The organism is Gordonia sp. C13 (assembly GCF_023218005.1).
Taxonomy (GTDB): domain Bacteria; phylum Actinomycetota; class Actinomycetes; order Mycobacteriales; family Mycobacteriaceae; genus Gordonia; species Gordonia namibiensis.
The window spans coordinates 34,977-50,589 of record NZ_JALPSY010000018.1; the positions used below are offsets into that span (position 1 = coordinate 34,977).

17 protein-coding genes and 1 tRNA gene are annotated in these 15,613 nt (G+C 67.1%); 9 read left to right on the top strand and 9 right to left on the bottom strand.

What is annotated here, in order from left to right; translation table 11 throughout:
• Nucleotides 1-2: 2 nt before the first annotated feature.
• Nucleotides 3-1,238 (bottom strand): oxygenase MpaB family protein, encoded by a 1,236-nt coding sequence (locus tag M1L58_RS14750; RefSeq protein ID WP_248659444.1) that lies wholly within the window; start codon nucleotides 1,236-1,238, stop codon nucleotides 3-5.
• A gap of 92 nt (nucleotides 1,239-1,330) precedes the next feature.
• On the opposite strand from M1L58_RS14750, the gene M1L58_RS14755 reads away from it, so the two are divergent.
• A tRNA-Leu gene (locus M1L58_RS14755) sits at nucleotides 1,331-1,404 on the top strand.
• A 14-nt stretch (nucleotides 1,405-1,418) separates the two neighbouring features.
• On the opposite strand, the gene M1L58_RS14760 is transcribed toward M1L58_RS14755, so the two are convergent.
• Together M1L58_RS14760 and M1L58_RS14765 are read right to left on the bottom strand one after the other, a co-directional pair.
• Nucleotides 1,419-2,324: an SGNH/GDSL hydrolase family protein gene (locus M1L58_RS14760; RefSeq protein WP_248659445.1), complete on the bottom strand. Its 906-nt coding sequence runs from the start codon at nucleotides 2,322-2,324 to the stop codon at nucleotides 1,419-1,421.
• A 39-nt stretch (nucleotides 2,325-2,363) separates the two neighbouring features.
• The gene (locus M1L58_RS14765; RefSeq protein WP_248659446.1) at nucleotides 2,364-3,203 is read right to left on the bottom strand and encodes an SDR family NAD(P)-dependent oxidoreductase; all 840 of its coding nucleotides are present in this window, start codon (nucleotides 3,201-3,203) and stop codon (nucleotides 2,364-2,366) included.
• 130 nt (nucleotides 3,204-3,333) lie between these two features.
• Between M1L58_RS14765 and M1L58_RS14770 the strand changes: the two genes are divergently transcribed.
• On the top strand, nucleotides 3,334-3,579 hold the full coding sequence (locus tag M1L58_RS14770) for a hypothetical protein (protein ID WP_248659447.1): 246 nt from the start codon (nucleotides 3,334-3,336) through the stop codon (nucleotides 3,577-3,579).
• Between the two features lie 7 nt (nucleotides 3,580-3,586).
• Here the strand turns inward: M1L58_RS14770 and M1L58_RS14775 are convergent, their stop codons facing one another.
• On the bottom strand, nucleotides 3,587-3,907 hold the full coding sequence (locus M1L58_RS14775; RefSeq protein ID WP_006867487.1) for a putative quinol monooxygenase: 321 nt from the start codon (nucleotides 3,905-3,907) through the stop codon (nucleotides 3,587-3,589).
• Nucleotides 3,908-4,092: 185 nt separating this feature from the next.
• On the opposite strand from M1L58_RS14775, the gene M1L58_RS14780 reads away from it, so the two are divergent.
• Entirely contained in the window at nucleotides 4,093-5,517 is a 1,425-nt protein-coding gene (locus M1L58_RS14780) for an aldehyde dehydrogenase family protein (protein WP_248659448.1), read from the top strand.
• A gap of 76 nt (nucleotides 5,518-5,593) precedes the next feature.
• On the opposite strand, the gene M1L58_RS14785 is transcribed toward M1L58_RS14780, so the two are convergent.
• Nucleotides 5,594-6,835: a benzoate/H(+) symporter BenE family transporter gene (locus M1L58_RS14785; protein WP_248659449.1), complete on the bottom strand. Its 1,242-nt coding sequence runs from the start codon at nucleotides 6,833-6,835 to the stop codon at nucleotides 5,594-5,596.
• Nucleotides 6,836-6,975: 140 nt separating this feature from the next.
• Between M1L58_RS14785 and M1L58_RS14790 the strand changes: the two genes are divergently transcribed.
• The 3 genes from M1L58_RS14790 (at nucleotide 6,976) to M1L58_RS14800 (ending at nucleotide 9,924) form a co-directional block, all read left to right on the top strand.
• A complete protein-coding gene (locus tag M1L58_RS14790) occupies nucleotides 6,976-7,779 on the top strand; it encodes an alpha/beta fold hydrolase (RefSeq protein ID WP_248659450.1) in 804 nt (267 codons plus the stop codon).
• Between the two features lie 93 nt (nucleotides 7,780-7,872).
• On the top strand, nucleotides 7,873-9,375 hold the full coding sequence (locus M1L58_RS14795; RefSeq protein ID WP_248659451.1) for an alpha/beta hydrolase: 1,503 nt from the start codon (nucleotides 7,873-7,875) through the stop codon (nucleotides 9,373-9,375).
• Between the two features lie 105 nt (nucleotides 9,376-9,480).
• Nucleotides 9,481-9,924, top strand: coding sequence for a hypothetical protein (locus M1L58_RS14800; protein WP_248659452.1), 444 nt, complete (start codon nucleotides 9,481-9,483; stop codon nucleotides 9,922-9,924).
• 12 nt (nucleotides 9,925-9,936) lie between these two features.
• Here the strand turns inward: M1L58_RS14800 and M1L58_RS14805 are convergent, their stop codons facing one another.
• Together M1L58_RS14805 and M1L58_RS14810 are read right to left on the bottom strand one after the other, a co-directional pair.
• Nucleotides 9,937-10,776: an alpha/beta hydrolase gene (locus tag M1L58_RS14805; RefSeq protein ID WP_248659453.1), complete on the bottom strand. Its 840-nt coding sequence runs from the start codon at nucleotides 10,774-10,776 to the stop codon at nucleotides 9,937-9,939.
• 49 nt (nucleotides 10,777-10,825) lie between these two features.
• On the bottom strand, nucleotides 10,826-11,206 hold the full coding sequence (locus M1L58_RS14810; RefSeq protein WP_006867480.1) for a hypothetical protein: 381 nt from the start codon (nucleotides 11,204-11,206) through the stop codon (nucleotides 10,826-10,828).
• A 128-nt stretch (nucleotides 11,207-11,334) separates the two neighbouring features.
• On the opposite strand from M1L58_RS14810, the gene M1L58_RS14815 reads away from it, so the two are divergent.
• Genes M1L58_RS14815 through M1L58_RS14825 form a run of 3 tightly spaced genes read left to right on the top strand, consistent with a single transcriptional unit; the run spans nucleotide 11,335 to nucleotide 13,532 of the window.
• Nucleotides 11,335-12,306, top strand: a complete 972-nt coding sequence (locus tag M1L58_RS14815) for a pirin family protein (RefSeq protein WP_248659454.1) — start codon at nucleotides 11,335-11,337, stop codon at nucleotides 12,304-12,306.
• A 3-nt stretch (nucleotides 12,307-12,309) separates the two neighbouring features.
• Nucleotides 12,310-12,792: a MarR family winged helix-turn-helix transcriptional regulator gene (locus M1L58_RS14820; protein ID WP_248659455.1), complete on the top strand. Its 483-nt coding sequence runs from the start codon at nucleotides 12,310-12,312 to the stop codon at nucleotides 12,790-12,792.
• Nucleotides 12,792-13,532: a pirin family protein gene (locus tag M1L58_RS14825; RefSeq protein WP_248659456.1), complete on the top strand. Its 741-nt coding sequence runs from the start codon at nucleotides 12,792-12,794 to the stop codon at nucleotides 13,530-13,532. Before M1L58_RS14820 ends, M1L58_RS14825 begins: the two co-directional genes overlap by 1 nt.
• 13 nt (nucleotides 13,533-13,545) lie before the next feature.
• Here M1L58_RS14825 and M1L58_RS14830 read toward each other — a convergent pair whose 3' ends face one another.
• Together M1L58_RS14830 and M1L58_RS14835 are read right to left on the bottom strand one after the other, a co-directional pair.
• Nucleotides 13,546-14,190, bottom strand: coding sequence for an HAD family hydrolase (locus tag M1L58_RS14830; protein ID WP_182372578.1), 645 nt, complete (start codon nucleotides 14,188-14,190; stop codon nucleotides 13,546-13,548).
• Nucleotides 14,187-15,542, bottom strand: a complete 1,356-nt coding sequence (locus M1L58_RS14835; protein WP_248659457.1) for an aspartate aminotransferase family protein — start codon at nucleotides 15,540-15,542, stop codon at nucleotides 14,187-14,189. Before M1L58_RS14835 ends, M1L58_RS14830 begins: the two co-directional genes overlap by 4 nt.
• Nucleotides 15,543-15,613: the final 71 nt, after the last annotated feature.

Genomic DNA, 15,613 nt, shown 5'->3' on the forward strand with positions numbered 1-15,613 from the left:
AGTTATCGGGTCAACGATGTTTGCCCTGCGTGAACTTCCATCCCGAGCCCGCGGCGCACGGTGCGGAGTTCACGTTCGATGACGGCGGACTCCGAGCCGAGCAGCCCGGTCGTGCGGATGATCTCCCGCAACCGGATCGCCGGTCGTGCCACGTCGACGAGGTGATGCAACGGCGAACGACGTAAGCCCATGCGCCGCGCGACCGGTCGTTCCACCCACCGCGTCGAGATCGCGGCGAAGGACGACCGGAGGATGGGACCGGTGACCGCATCGAGCGCGGACACCAGGACCGAGGGCACCGGGATCGGCGCAGCACCGTGGACGACACCGGGCAGGTCGTAACCCTCGTGGAGCAACGCCTTGATGAGCACCTTCGACGAGTCGTCGGGTTCGAGTTCGAACTCCGCGGCGACTCGGAAGAGATCGGCCGCCTCACCGTGGTTGGCCGGCAGCAGGTCGTCGTCGACGCCGATGACCCAGCCGATCCACCGCCACAGGTGGGTGATCGCCTCCCGCTCGGCGCTGCTGTAGTGGATGCCGAGGTCGCGCGCGACCAGCAGGGGCAGCGCGAGGAACCCGCACGAGATGGTCATGACCGAGTAGGTCTGGTTGATCGGCACGCCCCACGCGGCCTCGTCCCAGCCCTGGTCCTCCCCGTCTGCGCCACGGGGATGGGTGAGGGCATCGCGGATGTAGGCATGGAGAAGTCGGATACGCAGTGTCGCAATCCAACCGGGGTTACCCGGCAGCATCGCGCCGGGCGTGGTCGCCTCCGCGACCCAACGCGCGGTCGACTGCACCCGGTCGCGGGTCCCCAACCCGAGGCGCCCGGTCGCGACCAGGGGTCGAACGAACCCTTGTGCCTTGTACCCGTAGATCAGCGATTGATAGAGCGTCGAGGACTGCAGCGTGCCGAATCGCCACCACGCGCGTGCCCCCGACGCCGCGAACGCCGCGTCGAACCAGGTCGGCGGGGTGCTCGTCACCTGCAGCAGGCGGCGCATCGACGCCGGCATCTCGATCCGGTCGGGATCATCCGCCGTCTCCGAATCCGCATGGGACTCGAGCAGATCGACGAGTGTCGAGAACGACATGCCCCGTTCTCGGGCCTCGACGACCACCGCATCGGCAAGCGGATCGCCCTGTGTCAGGCCGACCTCCAGACGGTCGACGAGTTCGGGATGCCGCGTTCGGACAGCCTCCCAGTTCCGTGCGCCGGTCACCGCTGCCGCGTCCATGTCTCCGATGATCACCCGGTCAGGTGGGCGGGTCAAGGAAGAGCGGGTCGAGGAACAGGCAGGTCACGGAGCCTGACTATGCTCACTCCGAAGCCCCCATAGCCCAATTGGCAGAGGCAGCCGACTTAAAATCGGTACAGTGTCGGTTCGAGTCCGACTGGGGGCACCGGGATTCCGGACTCAGCGCGAGGTACGGAGGTCCTGCGGCAACGCCTCGGCGATCAGTCGGGCCATGGCCTGGTTCCCCTTGAGGTTCTGGTGGAATCCGAGGTAGATGCTGGTCGGCACGAAGCCTTCGAACCACTTGTCCCGCGAGCAGGCGTCATGTCCGACGACCTGGTTCTGGATGTCGACGAAGATGGCGCGGTGCCGTTCGGACACCTTCTTCAGGATCGTGTTGTACCGACCGAGGAAGCTGTTCCGGATGAACGAGATGTCGGCGTCGCTCGCCGGGTTGGCGGGATAGCATCCGCGGTTCCCGAAGTACCCGCCCTGGCCGACCACGGCGATGACCGCCCTGGGCGCCTGCGCACGGACCGCCTTCAGCGACGAATCGACCGAGGCCTCGAGCGCACGCAGCCCGTCGTTGACCCCGTTCACGTAGAAGGGATTGGTCCGGCACTGCGAGTCCATGCCCTGGATCGGCGCGATACACCAGCGCGAGAGGTTGCCCCAGTTGGCATCGTTGGCGCCGATCGAGATCGTGATCAGGTCCGTGTCCGGACGCACCGCCTGGATCTGCGGCGGATGGAGTCCGTCGAAGCGCAACTGCGGCGCCGAGGTGATGTTCTCTCCGCGAGCGCCGACACAGGCAACCGTGCGGAACGATGTCGCGCCGATGGTCTTCGCCAGCAGATCGGGGTAGGCGGTATCCGACCGTGAGCATCCCTGGAACTGGGTGAGCGTGGTGGGGCTGGCCGCCCGCGAATCACCCAGCGCGACGTAGCTGAGCGACGTCCGTTCGCCGTCCGACGGCGCGGCGAGCGCCGGAGCGGCACCGAGTCCCACGACGACGGACAGGGCGGCCACGGCAGTCACGACACGGGCCACGACGGTGCGCGCAGAGGATGATCCGGGAGATCGCATGATCGAATTCAACCAGTAGGTCCGGCTCCCGGCTCGGTGTCATCCGTTCCGACGACGCGTCGGCCGATACACGAATCGGCCCACCTGTGCATATGCCATGCGCTCGCTCAACCGCGAACTGAGCCTGCGTGCCCCGTTGAACACGTGGGCGTCCTTGCCGACCACCACACGGACCCGCCCGGCGAGGGCGGCGTCGACGATCAGGCGTGCAGCCTTCTCCGGGGCCATCGCGAAGTTCCTCGCGAGGGCTTCGGGGGTGCCGAGAGCCTTGGAGGTGTTGCGGACCAGGTCGGTCCAGATGGTCCCCGGAAGGACCGTCGTGACGGTGACCTTCGACTTCTTTCCACGCTGATCCTGCGCGAGTCCGTAACCGAAGAACGCGACCGCCGCCTTGCTGGCTCCGTAGAACGCCGCACCGGGGAACGGCGCGAGCCCGGACAGGCTGGACGTGATGAGGATCAACCCGCCGTCGGGACGCTGTTCGAGATGCGGCAGGAAGGCCCGCGTGAGCCACACGGTGCCGTAGTAGTTGACGCGCATGAGCAGGTCGATGCGGTCGTCGTCGACGTCGGCGATCGGTTGGGTGTCCTGCGGAATGCCGGCGATGTTGAACAGCCCGTCGACGTGCTCGACGTCAGCGAGAACCGCGTCCGGAAACCGTTGCACCGCTTCGCGATCGCCGATGTCGAGCTTGTGGGCGTGGAACCGGGAGTCCCCCACGAGCCGCCCGGTCTCCGCGAGACCGACCTCGTTGATGTCCGCGCCGACCACCGTCGCACCGCGGGCGATCAGATCCAGTGCGACGCAACGGCCGATCCCGTTGCCCGCACCGGTCACCACGAAGACGTTGCCCGTCAGATCCTTGCCGTCGACGTCCACGCATCCTCCTCGACCGAGCCGATGCGGGAACCCTAGCAAGCGCTTGGTGCTGCGTCCGCCCGAGAGTTCACGACGCGGTTGGCTCGGGTCAGCGCCGGGGTGATGCAGCCGTGGTGATGTACTCGTGGGCATGTCCACCCGGGTTCTGGCCGCCGACTCCCCAGCCGCCGACTCTGTAGCCGCCGATTCCTCGGCCGCGCTGCTCACCCTCGGCATCTCGCTCTACTCGATCGCGATCCTCGTGTGCCTCGGCGTCGCGATCAATGCGGCACGGTTCCGTCGCCGTCGCCTCGCGATCACGATGGCGTGGGTGGTCGGCGTGCTGACGATCGCGGGCGTGATCATCGCAATCCTCAGCAGCGTGCACGGGGGTTGAGGCCCCGCTACTCGACCCGGAACTCACCCAGCTCGAACCAGCTGTCGCCCTCGATCGTGGTGTTGATGACGTCCGGGGTCCGCTGCAGGTACTTGGGCAGTTCCTGCTGCGCCTGCTTGAAATGCGGTGAGGTCACGTGCGCCTCGGCCGCGTCGTCGTCGAATGCCTCGACCAGCACGTAGGTGTGCGGGTCGTCCAGCGAACGCGACCAGTCGAACCACTTGTTGCCCGGCTCGGCGCGCGTCGCCTCGGTGAACTCACGCGACAGCTCCGGCCATTCGTCGGCATACTCGGGCTTGATGGGCCATTTCACGACGATGAGAATCATGCCTCGACCTTAGTCCCCGAACCTCCTGACCAACTGTCGCAAAATGCGACTGGGACGGCTGTCCCAAAACGCCTCGCCCGACGGCCTGCTCCGGCTGCCGGATTCACGAGACCTCCGACGCCTCACGGCATAGAGTGTGAAATCGACAACAAATGTCCTCACATCAGTGCGACAACGGAGGCGATATGCCGGACATCACCAAGTTCTACATCGACGGCCAGTGGGTGGAACCCGCCGAGCTCAACGTCATCGACGTGATCAACCCGGCCACGGAGAAGGCCGCCGGGCAGGTCGCGATCGGAAGCGCCGCCGATGTCGACGCCGCAGTGGAAGCCGCCCGCCGCGCCTTCGAGACCTGGGGCCAGACCACCGTCGAGGAACGCCTCGAGGTCATCAACCGGATCATCGCCGAGTACCAGAACCGGATGGGTGACCTCGCCGCCGCGGTCACCGAGGAGATGGGCTCGCCCGTCGGCCTCACCAACGCCGCGCAGGTTCCGATCGGCCTCGGCCACCTGATGACCGCCGCCGCCCAGCTGCCCGGCTTCTCTTTCAGCGAGGACCGCGGCGGACACCGCATCGTCAAGGAGCCGATCGGTGTCTGTGGCTTCATCACGCCGTGGAACTGGCCGCTCAACCAGGTCATGTGCAAGGTCGCCCCGGCGTTGGCCACCGGTTGCACCATGGTGCTCAAGCCCTCCGAGGTGGCACCGTTCAGCGCGGCCATCGTCGCCGAGATCTTCGACGCCGCAGGCGTTCCCGCCGGCGTGTTCAACCTCGTCAACGGTGACGGACCGGGCGTCGGCGCCGCGCTGGCCGCCCACCCCGACATCGACATGATCTCGTTCACCGGCTCCACCCGTGCGGGCATCGAGGTCGCCAAGACCGCGGCTCCGTCGGTCAAGCGTGTCGCTCAGGAGCTCGGCGGCAAGAGCCCCAACATCATCCTCGACGACGAAGATTTCGCGAAGAACGTCGCCGGCGGCATCGCGGCGATGATGATGAACTCCGGCCAGTCGTGCAACGCCCCGAGCCGCATGCTCGTGCCGTCCTCCCGCCTCGACGAGGTCGCCGAGATCGCGAAGTCGGTCGAGCCGAACATCACCGTCGGCGATCCGACGACCGACGTGCAGCTCGGCCCGGTGGTCTCCGAGGCACAGTTCGACAAGATCCAGGGCCTCATCGAGCGGGCGATCGCCGACGGCGCCACCCCGGTCATCGGTGGAGCCGGACGCCCGGAGGGCCTCGAGACGGGCTACTACGTGAAGCCGACGGTGTTCACCAACGTCACCAACGACATGGAGATCGCCCGAACCGAGGTCTTCGGCCCGGTCCTCGTCGTGATCGCCTACGACTCGATCGACGAGGCGATCAAGATCGGCAACGACACCGAGTACGGCCTCGCCGGTTATGTCTCCGGCAAGGACATCGACGAGGTCCGCCGCATCGGTTCGCGCATCCGCGCGGGTTCGATCGGCCTCAACGGCGCCACGGTCGACCCAGTCGCACCGTTCGGTGGCTACAAGAAGAGCGGCAACGGCCGCGAATGGGGCGACTACGCCTTCGACGAGTTCCTCGAGGTCAAGTCGCTGCTCGGCTACGGCGTCTGACGCCGCCCTCTCTCGAGAAGTCGGCGGGCACATCCACTCTGGATGTGCCCGCCGGTTTCTGTCTGCGCCCCGTCTGTCAGTGCTCAGCCGGGTCGTCGGCGCGGAAGTCGTCGCGTTCGACCACCCACGACACCGCCATCCCGGCGACGAGGCCCCAGAACGCCGACCCGATGTTCAGGACCGTCAGGTCCGACACCGAGACCAGGAAGGTCACCAGCGCGCCCATCGTGAACCGGGAGCCGAACGCTCCGCGGAACGCTCCCTGCAGCGCACCGAGAAGCGCCAGACCGCCGACCGTGGCGATGAATGCCGACGGCATCGCCTGCATGAACGTCACGAACACCGGCGCGAACACGCCGATCGCGATCGCGAGGACCCCGAAGGTCAACGCCGCGATGTAGTGGCGGTCGCGGCGGCCACCGGCGACCAGCAACGCGTTGGTGGGACCGGTCAGGCACGACGAGATCGCGCCGACCGATGCCGCGAGTGCCGACCACAACCCGCTCGCCACGGTGATCACGTTGACCGGCGGATGGTGTCCGGCGCCGCGCAGCACCGCGACGCCCTGTCCGTTCTGCACGACGATCACGGTGATGGCCAGCGGCACCACCAGTTCCATCGCCGCCCGGACGGTGAACTCCGGGACGGTGAAGACCGGCGCCGCCACGATCGACGACGCCGGGGCATCGATGTGGAATGACCCGGTCGCGACGACCGCTATCGCGCCCACCACGAACGCGCCGATGATCGGCGGCACCCGCCGGCTCACCGTCCGATGACACTGGAGCGCGAAGAAGGCGACGACGATCGGAACCGCAACCCACGGGTCTGCTCCCACCGCGCCCACGATGTCGAGGCCGAACTGCAGGAACACACCGGCGACCATGCCCATCACGATGGGCATCGGTATCGCCGACATCGCCTGTCGCACACGGCCGGTCAGACCCACCAGGACGATCAGCAGGCCGGTCAGGAGAAACGCACCGACGACCTCGGCCCACCTCAGGTGCGCCAACGCCGAACCGACGAGCACCGTGCCGGGGATCGTCCAGGCGAAGCCCAGCGGCATCTGGTACACCCAGCTGGCGACCACCGTGAGGATCCCGTTGAGCACGAAGACCCCGAAGATCCACGACGTCAGCTGCGCGGTGGTGAGGTCACCCGCCGCACCTGCCGCGAGGATCACCGCCACCGGTCCCGACGCGGCGAAGATCAGTCCGATCAGTCCGTTCGCCAGGTAGGTCCCACCCGCGTCGCGCAGCATCGACGATGGGCTCGGACGGGTGGCGGTCGGCCGTTCGAAGCCGGTTGCGTACATGCGTCTCCTCGTGTCAGGTCTCTCGGCTGAGGCTAGTGACGCATTCGGCGAGGACAAGGACACATATTCCCGGGATTGATCGCCGGTGTTTATCGCACGACGCCCACGCGGTGCAGGGACCGTGACTACGCTCGGCCTTCATGCTGATACCCACCGGCCCCGACTCGTCAACCGTCCTCGATGTCGAGGTGACCGGCACCGGCGAGCCGCTTCTCCTCATCGCCGGCATGTCCGCACATCGGGAGATGTGGACCGCCGAACTCCTCGACCGACTCATCCCGCACTTCGAAGTCGCCGTCTACGACCACCGCGGCATCGGCGGGAGCAGCCGCGCCGAGGGTTCGTTCACGATCGCCGATCTCGCCGACGACGCGCGTGGCGTCCTCGACGGCCTCGGATGGGACGCCGCGCACGTCCTGGGCACGTCGATGGGCGGCATGATCGCCCAGGAGTTGACTCTCGACCACGCCGACCGCGTGCGTAGTGTCGTCCTCGGGTGCACCACCGCGGGAGGTCCGGGCGCAATCGGTACCTCCGGCGCGCTACGACTGGTCGAGGCCATCGCCTCCCGCGACGCAGCGCGCGTCGCCCGCACCGCATTCGAGGTCAACCTGTCCCCCGAGTTCTGTTCCGGTGACGGCGCATTCGAGACGTTCACCAAGTTCTCCACACTGCGCAAGGTGCCGTCGGCGGTGGTCGCGGCCCAGGCGACGGCTTGTGCCGGCCACGACACCCGCGACCGGCTGGCCGACATCAGCGTCCCCACCACCGTCATCCACGGCGACGTCGACGAGGTCATCGGCGTCGCCGAGGGCGAGCGTATGGCCGCCGCCATCCCCGGCGCGTCCCTCGAGAAGTGGGCCGGTGTCGGTCACATGTTCTGGTGGGAGCGCCCCGAACAGACCGCCGAGATCGCCATCCGAACAGCGAAGGCGGCAGGCTGAACAGAGCGGCGTAACGCCGGTCGGGTCGTCGAACGACATTCTTGACATCGGCACCGACGCGATCCTCGGGTGGCCGCGTACGTCAGGAGCTCTATGTCGCACTCATCGCAGGCCCACCCTTCCGAGGCCCCCGGTTCAGAGGCCAACAGCCCGAAGCGCCGTCGTCTCTCGCCTCGCAGGCGGGTACTGACCGGCATCTCGGTCGTCGCCATCCTCACGCTCGGTCTGTTCGGGGCGAGCACGCTGCTCGACTCGTCGAACACCGCCAGCGCCCTACGCGGTCATCCCGAGAAGTTGCGCCCGGGTTGTACCTGGGATTCGTCCGGTTACTTCGTGCAGAACTGCAAGGTGTGGTCGGAGTCCCAGAAGCGCGACGTGATCGTCCAGATCCGCGCATCGAGCGGCAGTGACAGCGGTGTCTATCTGCTCGACGGCATGCGGGCCAGCGAGACCCGCTCGGCGTGGACCACCGATGTCCAGGCCGCCCGTGTCTACGACGCCAAGGCCGACACGACGCTGGTCATGCCGGTCGGCGGCGCGTCGTCGTTCTACACCGACTGGGACGGCGGTGCGGGCAGCGACAACACCATCATCAAGCAGGAGACCTTCCTGACCTCCGAGCTCCCCGCCTACCTGGAGAAGGAATTCGGCGTCGCCCGCAACAACAACGCGATCGTCGGTCTGTCGATGTCGGGCGGTCCCGCGGTGACCCTCGCCGAACGGCATCCCGAGCAGTTCAAGGTCGTCCAGGCGATGTCGGGTTACTACCAGACCGACAACCCCATCGGCGCCCTCGGCGTCTTCGCGACGCAGAGCCTGGTGTCGAACTACGTCAGCGGCATCGTCAACATGTGGGGAAAGCCGGGCGGGACCCGCTGGACCGACAACGACCCGTCGAAGAACGTCAGCAAGCTCGCGGAGAACGGCCAGGTACTGGTCATCTCGTCGGGCAACGGCTTCCTGACCCCGTCCGAACTGGCTAAGCTCGCCCCTCAGGACCAGATCTCGGCGATCGCGCTGGAGATCCTGTCCGCGGTGTCGACCGTGCTGATGCAGCTGCAGGCCAAGCAGTCCGGTGCATCGGTGATCTCGCTGCCCAACTATGGCGGCCACACCTGGGAGAATTGGGGTCGCGCTCTCGGCGACGGCAAGGGTCATGTCCTCGAGGCGCTGCGCAACAACCCGCCGGTCACCGCGAAGACGACGGTCGTGTCGGCGTCGGGCAGCCCCGATCCCGATGCACCCGCGAAGGTCACGATGGCCGTGAAGAAGGCCGCCGCTGCCTCCCCCGCCCTCGACGCCTCGATCCTGGCCGCCACGGAATCGACCGACGCCTCCTCCGCGTCGTCGGAGACCCCGTCGTCGTCGGAATCGGCTGTCCCGTCCGACGCCTCCGAGCCGGCTGCGCCGTCGAGCGATGACGTGTCAGCCTCCGTGCCCGCTGCATCCGAGTCGGCAGCGGCCGAATCCGCCTCCGCTGCAGAGGAATCGGCCGCGACCACGACGGACCCCTCCGCACCGCAGCTCGCTCCGTCGCCGCCGATCTCGGAGCAGCCCGCATCGTCGACGACGACCACCACCACGCAGGTTCGGTAAGCCGCTCCGGCAAGAGGATCAGCAATAGGTATCGCTGAGCGATACCTGTTGCTGACTCATCTGTCAGTCCGCGTCGATACCGACCGCAGCGGTTAGGTTTGCGAGGTGAACTCCTCCGATCTCGCCGACCTCGTCGGCACCGACACCATCGCCGTGGTGATCGCCTCCGGGCTGATCCTGGTCTGGGGTCTGGCGCTGGGCGTGTGGAAGTACCACGGAATCCGCACGTCGCCCGAGCACGCCGCGCACATCTACGTCGACATCGCTCATCGTGCGGCGCTGATGTATTCGTTCGCGACCCTCGTCCTCGCCGCACTCGTTGAGCTGAGCGCGTTCGGAGCGGTGGTCAACCTCGCGGCCGCCGCGGTGCCGATCGTGTTCTTCGTCGCCGCGATCGCCGCGTACTGCATCCACGGCGCTCTGCGCGACACCACGAATCAGTTCGAGAAGCCGATGCCGGGGACGTATCTGTTCATGCTCGCGCTGATCGTGGGTGAGATCGGCGGCGTGCTGGTGCTTCTCGCCGGCGTCGTCGTCCGCCTGACCTGACCGGCGGAAGCTCTACGACGCAGCGGGCGAGTGCCGCTCCAACCAGCTCACGACCTCGTCGAGAACCACGTCCTGCTCGGGTTCGTTGAAGATCTCGTGGAACAGGTCGTCGTAGATGACCAGCGTCTTGTCCTCCGAACCCGCGAGCCGTTCGACGAGTTCGCTGCCCTTGGGATCGGTGAGGGCGTCGGCGCCGCCGTGCATCACGAGCACCGGCAGCTGCAGTGACGGCAGTCGCGCGGGGAACGACTGCATCGTGGCGATCATCGCCCCGCCCAGCCCGGCCGGGATCTTTCCGCGCGAGACGAGCGGATCGGCGTCGTAGGCCGCGACGACGGCCGGATCGCGGGAGATGCTCGACGAACTCAGCGCGGTGGTCGGCAGTCCCGGCGCGATCCGCCCGAGAATCGGCGCGACCTTGACCGCGAGCGGAGACAGGTCGTTCCCCGGCAGCACCGCGGCACCCGACAGGATGAGACCGTCGAGCTTCTCCTGATGGTCGAGTGCGTAGTCGAGCGCGATACAGCCGCCCATGCTGTGGCCGATGAGGAACGTCGGGAGAGCGTCGTCGGAGACGTGGGCGATGACGGTGTCGAGGTCGCCGGTGAACTCGCCGAAACGGCGCAGGCGCATCCGCTTGCCGCCGGACCGTCCGTGACCGATGTGGTCGGGAATCGCCACCAGATAACCCGCGGCCACGAGGCGCTTGGCGACGCGACCGTACCGTCGACCGTGTTCGGCGAGTCCGTGGGCTATCACCACGACGCCGCGCGGATCGCCCTCGGGCCGGTGCACGTCGTAGACGATGGTCTGGCCGTGCGGTCCGCGGAAACTGTGCTCTTCCGGTGTCATTCCCTGCTCTCTCGTTGCCTGCTCGTATGCCCTGCTCGTCGAACCCGGATCAGTGGAGGCCGAACCGTGCCGCGACCGACCTGCCCGCGGACTCGAGCGCTCCGAGCGGACGAAGCGCCGCCTCCCCGATGCCGACCAGCACCTCGACCCGGGCGACGACCCGCTCGAGCCGCGCCACGACATCGGACATCCGACCGACGGTGGCATCCACGTTGTCGAGTGTTCCCGACATCCGCACGAGCGTCGCATCCAGCTTCTCGATCGTCGCATCGAGATTGCCCATGGTCGGGCCGAGGCCCTCCAGGGTCTCACCCATGTCGGCGATGATCCCCTCGAGCTGCTCGACCGTCACGTCGGCATTGAATGCCGCCTGCGCCAGCTTCTTGATGCGTTGGCGCTCGGGCGGCTTCGATGACGAGGTGTCGACCATGGGCTGGATTATCGCCCACCGGTCGCCCGCCGGGAGAGCGAACGCGTGAGGAATAGTCCGGTGCCCCCGACGGTTGAGCCACACAGAGTTGCTCAAATTTGAGCGACTACCGAACGAAGGAGCACCCCATGCCTGCCGTCTCCGCCGACACCTTGACCCTGACGCGCCTGTCCTCCCCCGGGGTCGACGCCCTCGAACGTCCCGTCCGCTCGGTCACGCGCGGACCGCGGGGGTACGAGGGAGAAGGGTTCCCGGTGGTGCGTGCCTTCGCCGGTGTCTCCGCCGCTGACCTCGATCCCTTCATCCACATGGACCAGATGGGCGAGGTCGACTACGAACCCGGCGAACCGCGGGGCACCTCTTGGCATCCGCACCGCGGTTTCGAGACCGTGACCTACATGATCGAGGGGCGGTTCGCCCACCAGGATTCCGCCGGGGGCGGCGGCCTCATCGAAGACGGGGCGACGCAATGGATGACGGCCGGGTCCGGCATCCTGCACATCGAGACACCTCCGGCCGAACTGGTCGAGTCGGGCGGGCTGTTCCACGGCATCCAGCTGTGGGTGAACCTGCCCGCCAAGGACAAGTTCCTCCCGCCCAATTACCAGAATCTCGAGGGCGGTCAGGTGGGTCTGGTGACCTCCCCGGACGCCGGGTCGCTGATCCGGATCATCGCCGGCGAGATCGAAGGCCACCGCGGGCCGGGTTCCACGCACACGCCGATCACCCTGGCCCACGCCACCGTGCAACCGGGTGCGGCGGTGTCGCTCCCGTGGAATCCCGGGTTCAACGCGCTGGTCTACGTGTTGTCCGGGCGCGGACGGGTCGGCGCCGAGGGCCGCCCGATCGAACAGGGATCACTCGCAGTCCTCGGCAAGGGCGACCGGATCACCGTGACCGCCGACGGTTCGCAGGACAGCAACCGTCCCGCGTTGGAGGTCCTGCTGCTCGGAGGTCAGCCGATCCGAGAGCGAGTGTTCCAGTACGGTCCGTTCGTCATGAACACCAAGCAGCAACTCATCGAGGCCGTCGAGGACTACCAGGCCGGCCGACTCGGCGTCGTCCCGCCGAACGCCTTGATGCCGCACACCATTCGCTGATCGATGTCCCCCGACTCAGCCGGCGACTCCGACGATCTGCAGGCCGCGTGGCGCGTCTTCATCGAGACCGCCGCGCGGCTGCAGACCATGCTCGACGACGACCTGCGCGCCACCGCCGGAATGAGTCTCGCCGACTACAGCGTGTTGCTCATCCTGCACGAGAGCGAGGGCGGCCGACTGCGGATGCGAGACCTGTCGCATCGCATGGTGTTCTCCACGTCGCGTCTGTCCTACCAGGTCGACGCGATGGTCAAACGCGGTTGGCTGCAACGCGAACGCGCCGTCGAGGACCGGCGCGGTAGTTATGCGGTGCTCACCGAGGCGGGGCGTACCGCCTTCCGCGAGGCCGCTCACGACCACGGTCGATGCGTCGACGAGTTGTTCTTCTCCTCATTGCGACCCTCCGATGGACGCGAACTGCGTGCGGTGATGGACAAACTCGCCACCCATCTCGACGCCACCCACCCGAGAGATCAGGAGACCTGATGTCGCTCACCATCATCCGGGCTGACGAGCGTCACCACTGGCGCAACGAGTGGCTCGAGTCCTGGCAGTCCTTCCCGGCGACGGGCAACTTCGACCTTGCGGCCAACGCCCACGGAGTCCTGCTCGTGCACAACGACGATCGGGTCGACGCGGGCGAGGGGCTCGACCGCCATCAGCACCGCGATGCCGAGATCGTCACATGGGTTCTCGAAGGCGCACTGCGCCACCGCGATTCAACGGGCAACGACGGAATCCTGAAACCCGGAGTGGTGCAACGCATGACGGCCGGTCGAGGGATCGCCCACAGCGAGGGCAACGCCACCGGCCGCCTCGACGGCACCGACCTGCGCGTCGTCCAGATGTGGGTCGCACCCGACGAGGCCGACCTCGAACCCGGATACGCCGAGGCCGACGTCTCCGGTGCGCTGGCGACCGGCGAACTCGTGGTGGTCGCCTCCGGACTGTCCCGCGACGCGACGACGACGCCGGTGACGATCAACAACTCCGCCGCCGCCCTGCATGTCGCGCGGATGCCGGCCGGAAAGACGGTGACGCTGCCCGACGCACCCTACGGTCACCTGTATTTCGCACGAGGGGACGTCGAACTCGACGGCACGGCCCTCGGCGAGGGTGATGCCGTACGTACCAGAAACGCCGGCGAGATCTCCGTGCACAGTCCCGGCGGAGCCGAGATCCTGTTCTGGGAGATGCACGCCGGCGTGCGCTGGTCGTCAGGTTGAGCGGGTCGCAATCTCAGACACGGAACATCTGCTGGACAGTGCGGCCGGCGAGGCCGTCCCACCGGGTGAATTCGTAATCCTCGAGAACAAGGTGTTCCAGCGGCACGCCGACCACGCGCGCTCCCGAGGCCACGGCAGCAGCGATCCCGGGGGGCGAGTCTTCCACCGCGATGCACTCACGGATGTCGACGCCCAGCTTCGCTGCCGCGAGTTCATACGCGTCTGGGGCCGGCTTGGCCCGTTCGACGTCGTCCGCGGTCACGACGATATCGAACGCGTCGAAGGACATCGCGGACACGACCATCTCGGCCAGCACCCGGGGTGACATCGTCACCAACGCGGTCGGGGTACCCTCGGCCCTCAATCCGCGGAGCATCGACTCTGCGCCCGGCTTCCACGGCAACTTTCCCCGGAGTCGGGCCGACACATCGAGGATGAACCGGCGCACGATCTCGTCGACCGTCAGTTCGGCGCCCGCGTCGATGAGGACCTGTGCCATATCGGGAAGACTGCCTCCGTTGAGTGCCAACTCGATCTCGTCGGTCCAGGCGACGTCATGGGCGTGGAGAATACCCCTCGCCGAATCGTTGTAGTACTCCTCGGTGTCCAGGATCGTTCCGTCCATGTCCCACAGGACGGCTGCGGGTTTCCGGCTCATGCGACGCCCGCCTTCGCCAAGCGTGTGGCCACGTTCAGCGCGGCACCGAGCCGCTCGACGAGAAGCTCGGCGTCTGCAACCGTGTACGTCAGCATGGGACGGATCTTCAGCGTGCTGCTCGTCGGGCCGCACACGGAGATGAGCAGACCACCTTCGCGACATGCGTTGATCAGGTCCGCGGCGAACGCCGTGCCCGGTTCCCTGGTCTCCGGATCTGCCACCAGCTCTACACCAAAATAGAGTCCAGCACTGCGGATGTCACCGACCTGCGGAAAGTCAGAGGCCAGCTCCTCCAATCCGGCCCGTACGATCGCACCGATGCTCTCGGCGTTCTCGAACAAACGGCGTTCCCGGATCTCCCTCAGAACCGCGGCGGCCGCCGCCACCGGCACACTCGATCCGCCGAAGGTGTTGAAATACGGAACATCCCGCCCGAAAGCGTCGAGTATCTCGGTGTTGGCCACCATGCCGGCCACCGGGACACCGTTGCCCATCGGCTTGCCGAGTGTGACCAGATCGGGGACTGCGTTGTCACGGGCAAATCCCCAGAACGATGTCCCGACCCGGGCGAACCCCGGTTGCACCTCGTCGGCGATCACCAGTGCTCCGAAGGCACGCGCCGCAGCGAATGCGGCCTGCAGCGCGCCGTCGACGGGAAAGACCCCGTCCGAGGAGAAGATGCTGTCGACGAGTAGTGCCGCCGGCTCGTGGCCGCGCTCGCGAAGGGTCTCGAACGCTCTGGTCACCCGGGCGGCGAACGCCTCGGCGACCGAAGAATCCTCCTCGTGCCGGTACGAATTCGGTGGATCGACGGCGATGACGTGGGCGGGCAGGCCCCCACTGCCGTCCGAGGGTGACACCTCGGCGCATGACGCCGTGGTGCCGTGGTAGGCCTCAGAGGTGACGACGATCCCGGTGCCGCCGGTGTAGTGGCGGGCCACCCGTAGCGCGAGGTCGTTCGCCTCCGAGCCGGAGTTGGTGTACATGACCCTGTTCAGGGACTCCGGCAAGGTCTGCAACAACCGTTCGGAGTATTCGACGATGCCGTCCTGCAGATAACGGGAGTGTGTCGCGAGCGTGCTCAGCTGCTTGGTCACGGCCTCCACAACCGCGGGATTGCAGTGGCCGACACTGGCGACGTTGTTGTAGGCATCGAGGTACTCACGTCCCTCGGCATCGTAGAGCCGCGTGCCGAGTCCGCGAACGGCCTGTACGGGGTTCCGGTAGAAGAGGCGGTAGCTGGTACCTAGGGTGTTTATCCTACGCTCGACGAGCGCCCGCGCAGCAGGGGCCAGTGCACCGAGACTCTCGGTGTCGAAACGGTTTCCGTCCAGGATCGAAGAGGTGCCCATTGAGCGGCCTTTCTTGGTAGAACACCGGACCGACTGCGTTGCGGATCGACCAGGTGTGCGGTGAGACGACG

Excerpts from the sequence above, each read along its gene's own strand:
- M1L58_RS14825 (WP_248659456.1), top strand. The coding sequence starts at position 12,792 with ATGTCGCTCACCATCATCCGGGCTGACGAGCGTCACCACTGGCGCAAC.
- M1L58_RS14770 (WP_248659447.1), top strand. The coding sequence starts at position 3,334 with ATGTCCACCCGGGTTCTGGCCGCCGACTCCCCAGCCGCCGACTCTGTA.
- M1L58_RS14785 (WP_248659449.1), bottom strand. The coding sequence starts at position 6,835 with ATGTACGCAACCGGCTTCGAACGGCCGACCGCCACCCGTCCGAGCCCA.
- M1L58_RS14810 (WP_006867480.1), bottom strand. The coding sequence starts at position 11,206 with ATGGTCGACACCTCGTCATCGAAGCCGCCCGAGCGCCAACGCATCAAG.
- M1L58_RS14760 (WP_248659445.1), bottom strand. The coding sequence starts at position 2,324 with ATGCGATCTCCCGGATCATCCTCTGCGCGCACCGTCGTGGCCCGTGTC.
- M1L58_RS14820 (WP_248659455.1), top strand. The coding sequence starts at position 12,310 with ATGTCCCCCGACTCAGCCGGCGACTCCGACGATCTGCAGGCCGCGTGG.
- M1L58_RS14835 (WP_248659457.1), bottom strand. The coding sequence starts at position 15,542 with ATGGGCACCTCTTCGATCCTGGACGGAAACCGTTTCGACACCGAGAGT.
- M1L58_RS14795 (WP_248659451.1), top strand. The coding sequence starts at position 7,873 with ATGTCGCACTCATCGCAGGCCCACCCTTCCGAGGCCCCCGGTTCAGAG.
- M1L58_RS14750 (WP_248659444.1), bottom strand. The coding sequence starts at position 1,238 with ATGGACGCGGCAGCGGTGACCGGCGCACGGAACTGGGAGGCTGTCCGA.
- M1L58_RS14780 (WP_248659448.1), top strand. The coding sequence starts at position 4,093 with ATGCCGGACATCACCAAGTTCTACATCGACGGCCAGTGGGTGGAACCC.
- M1L58_RS14805 (WP_248659453.1), bottom strand. The coding sequence starts at position 10,776 with ATGACACCGGAAGAGCACAGTTTCCGCGGACCGCACGGCCAGACCATC.
- M1L58_RS14790 (WP_248659450.1), top strand. The coding sequence starts at position 6,976 with ATGCTGATACCCACCGGCCCCGACTCGTCAACCGTCCTCGATGTCGAG.
- M1L58_RS14775 (WP_006867487.1), bottom strand. The coding sequence starts at position 3,907 with ATGATTCTCATCGTCGTGAAATGGCCCATCAAGCCCGAGTATGCCGAC.
- M1L58_RS14830 (WP_182372578.1), bottom strand. The coding sequence starts at position 14,190 with ATGAGCCGGAAACCCGCAGCCGTCCTGTGGGACATGGACGGAACGATC.
- M1L58_RS14815 (WP_248659454.1), top strand. The coding sequence starts at position 11,335 with ATGCCTGCCGTCTCCGCCGACACCTTGACCCTGACGCGCCTGTCCTCC.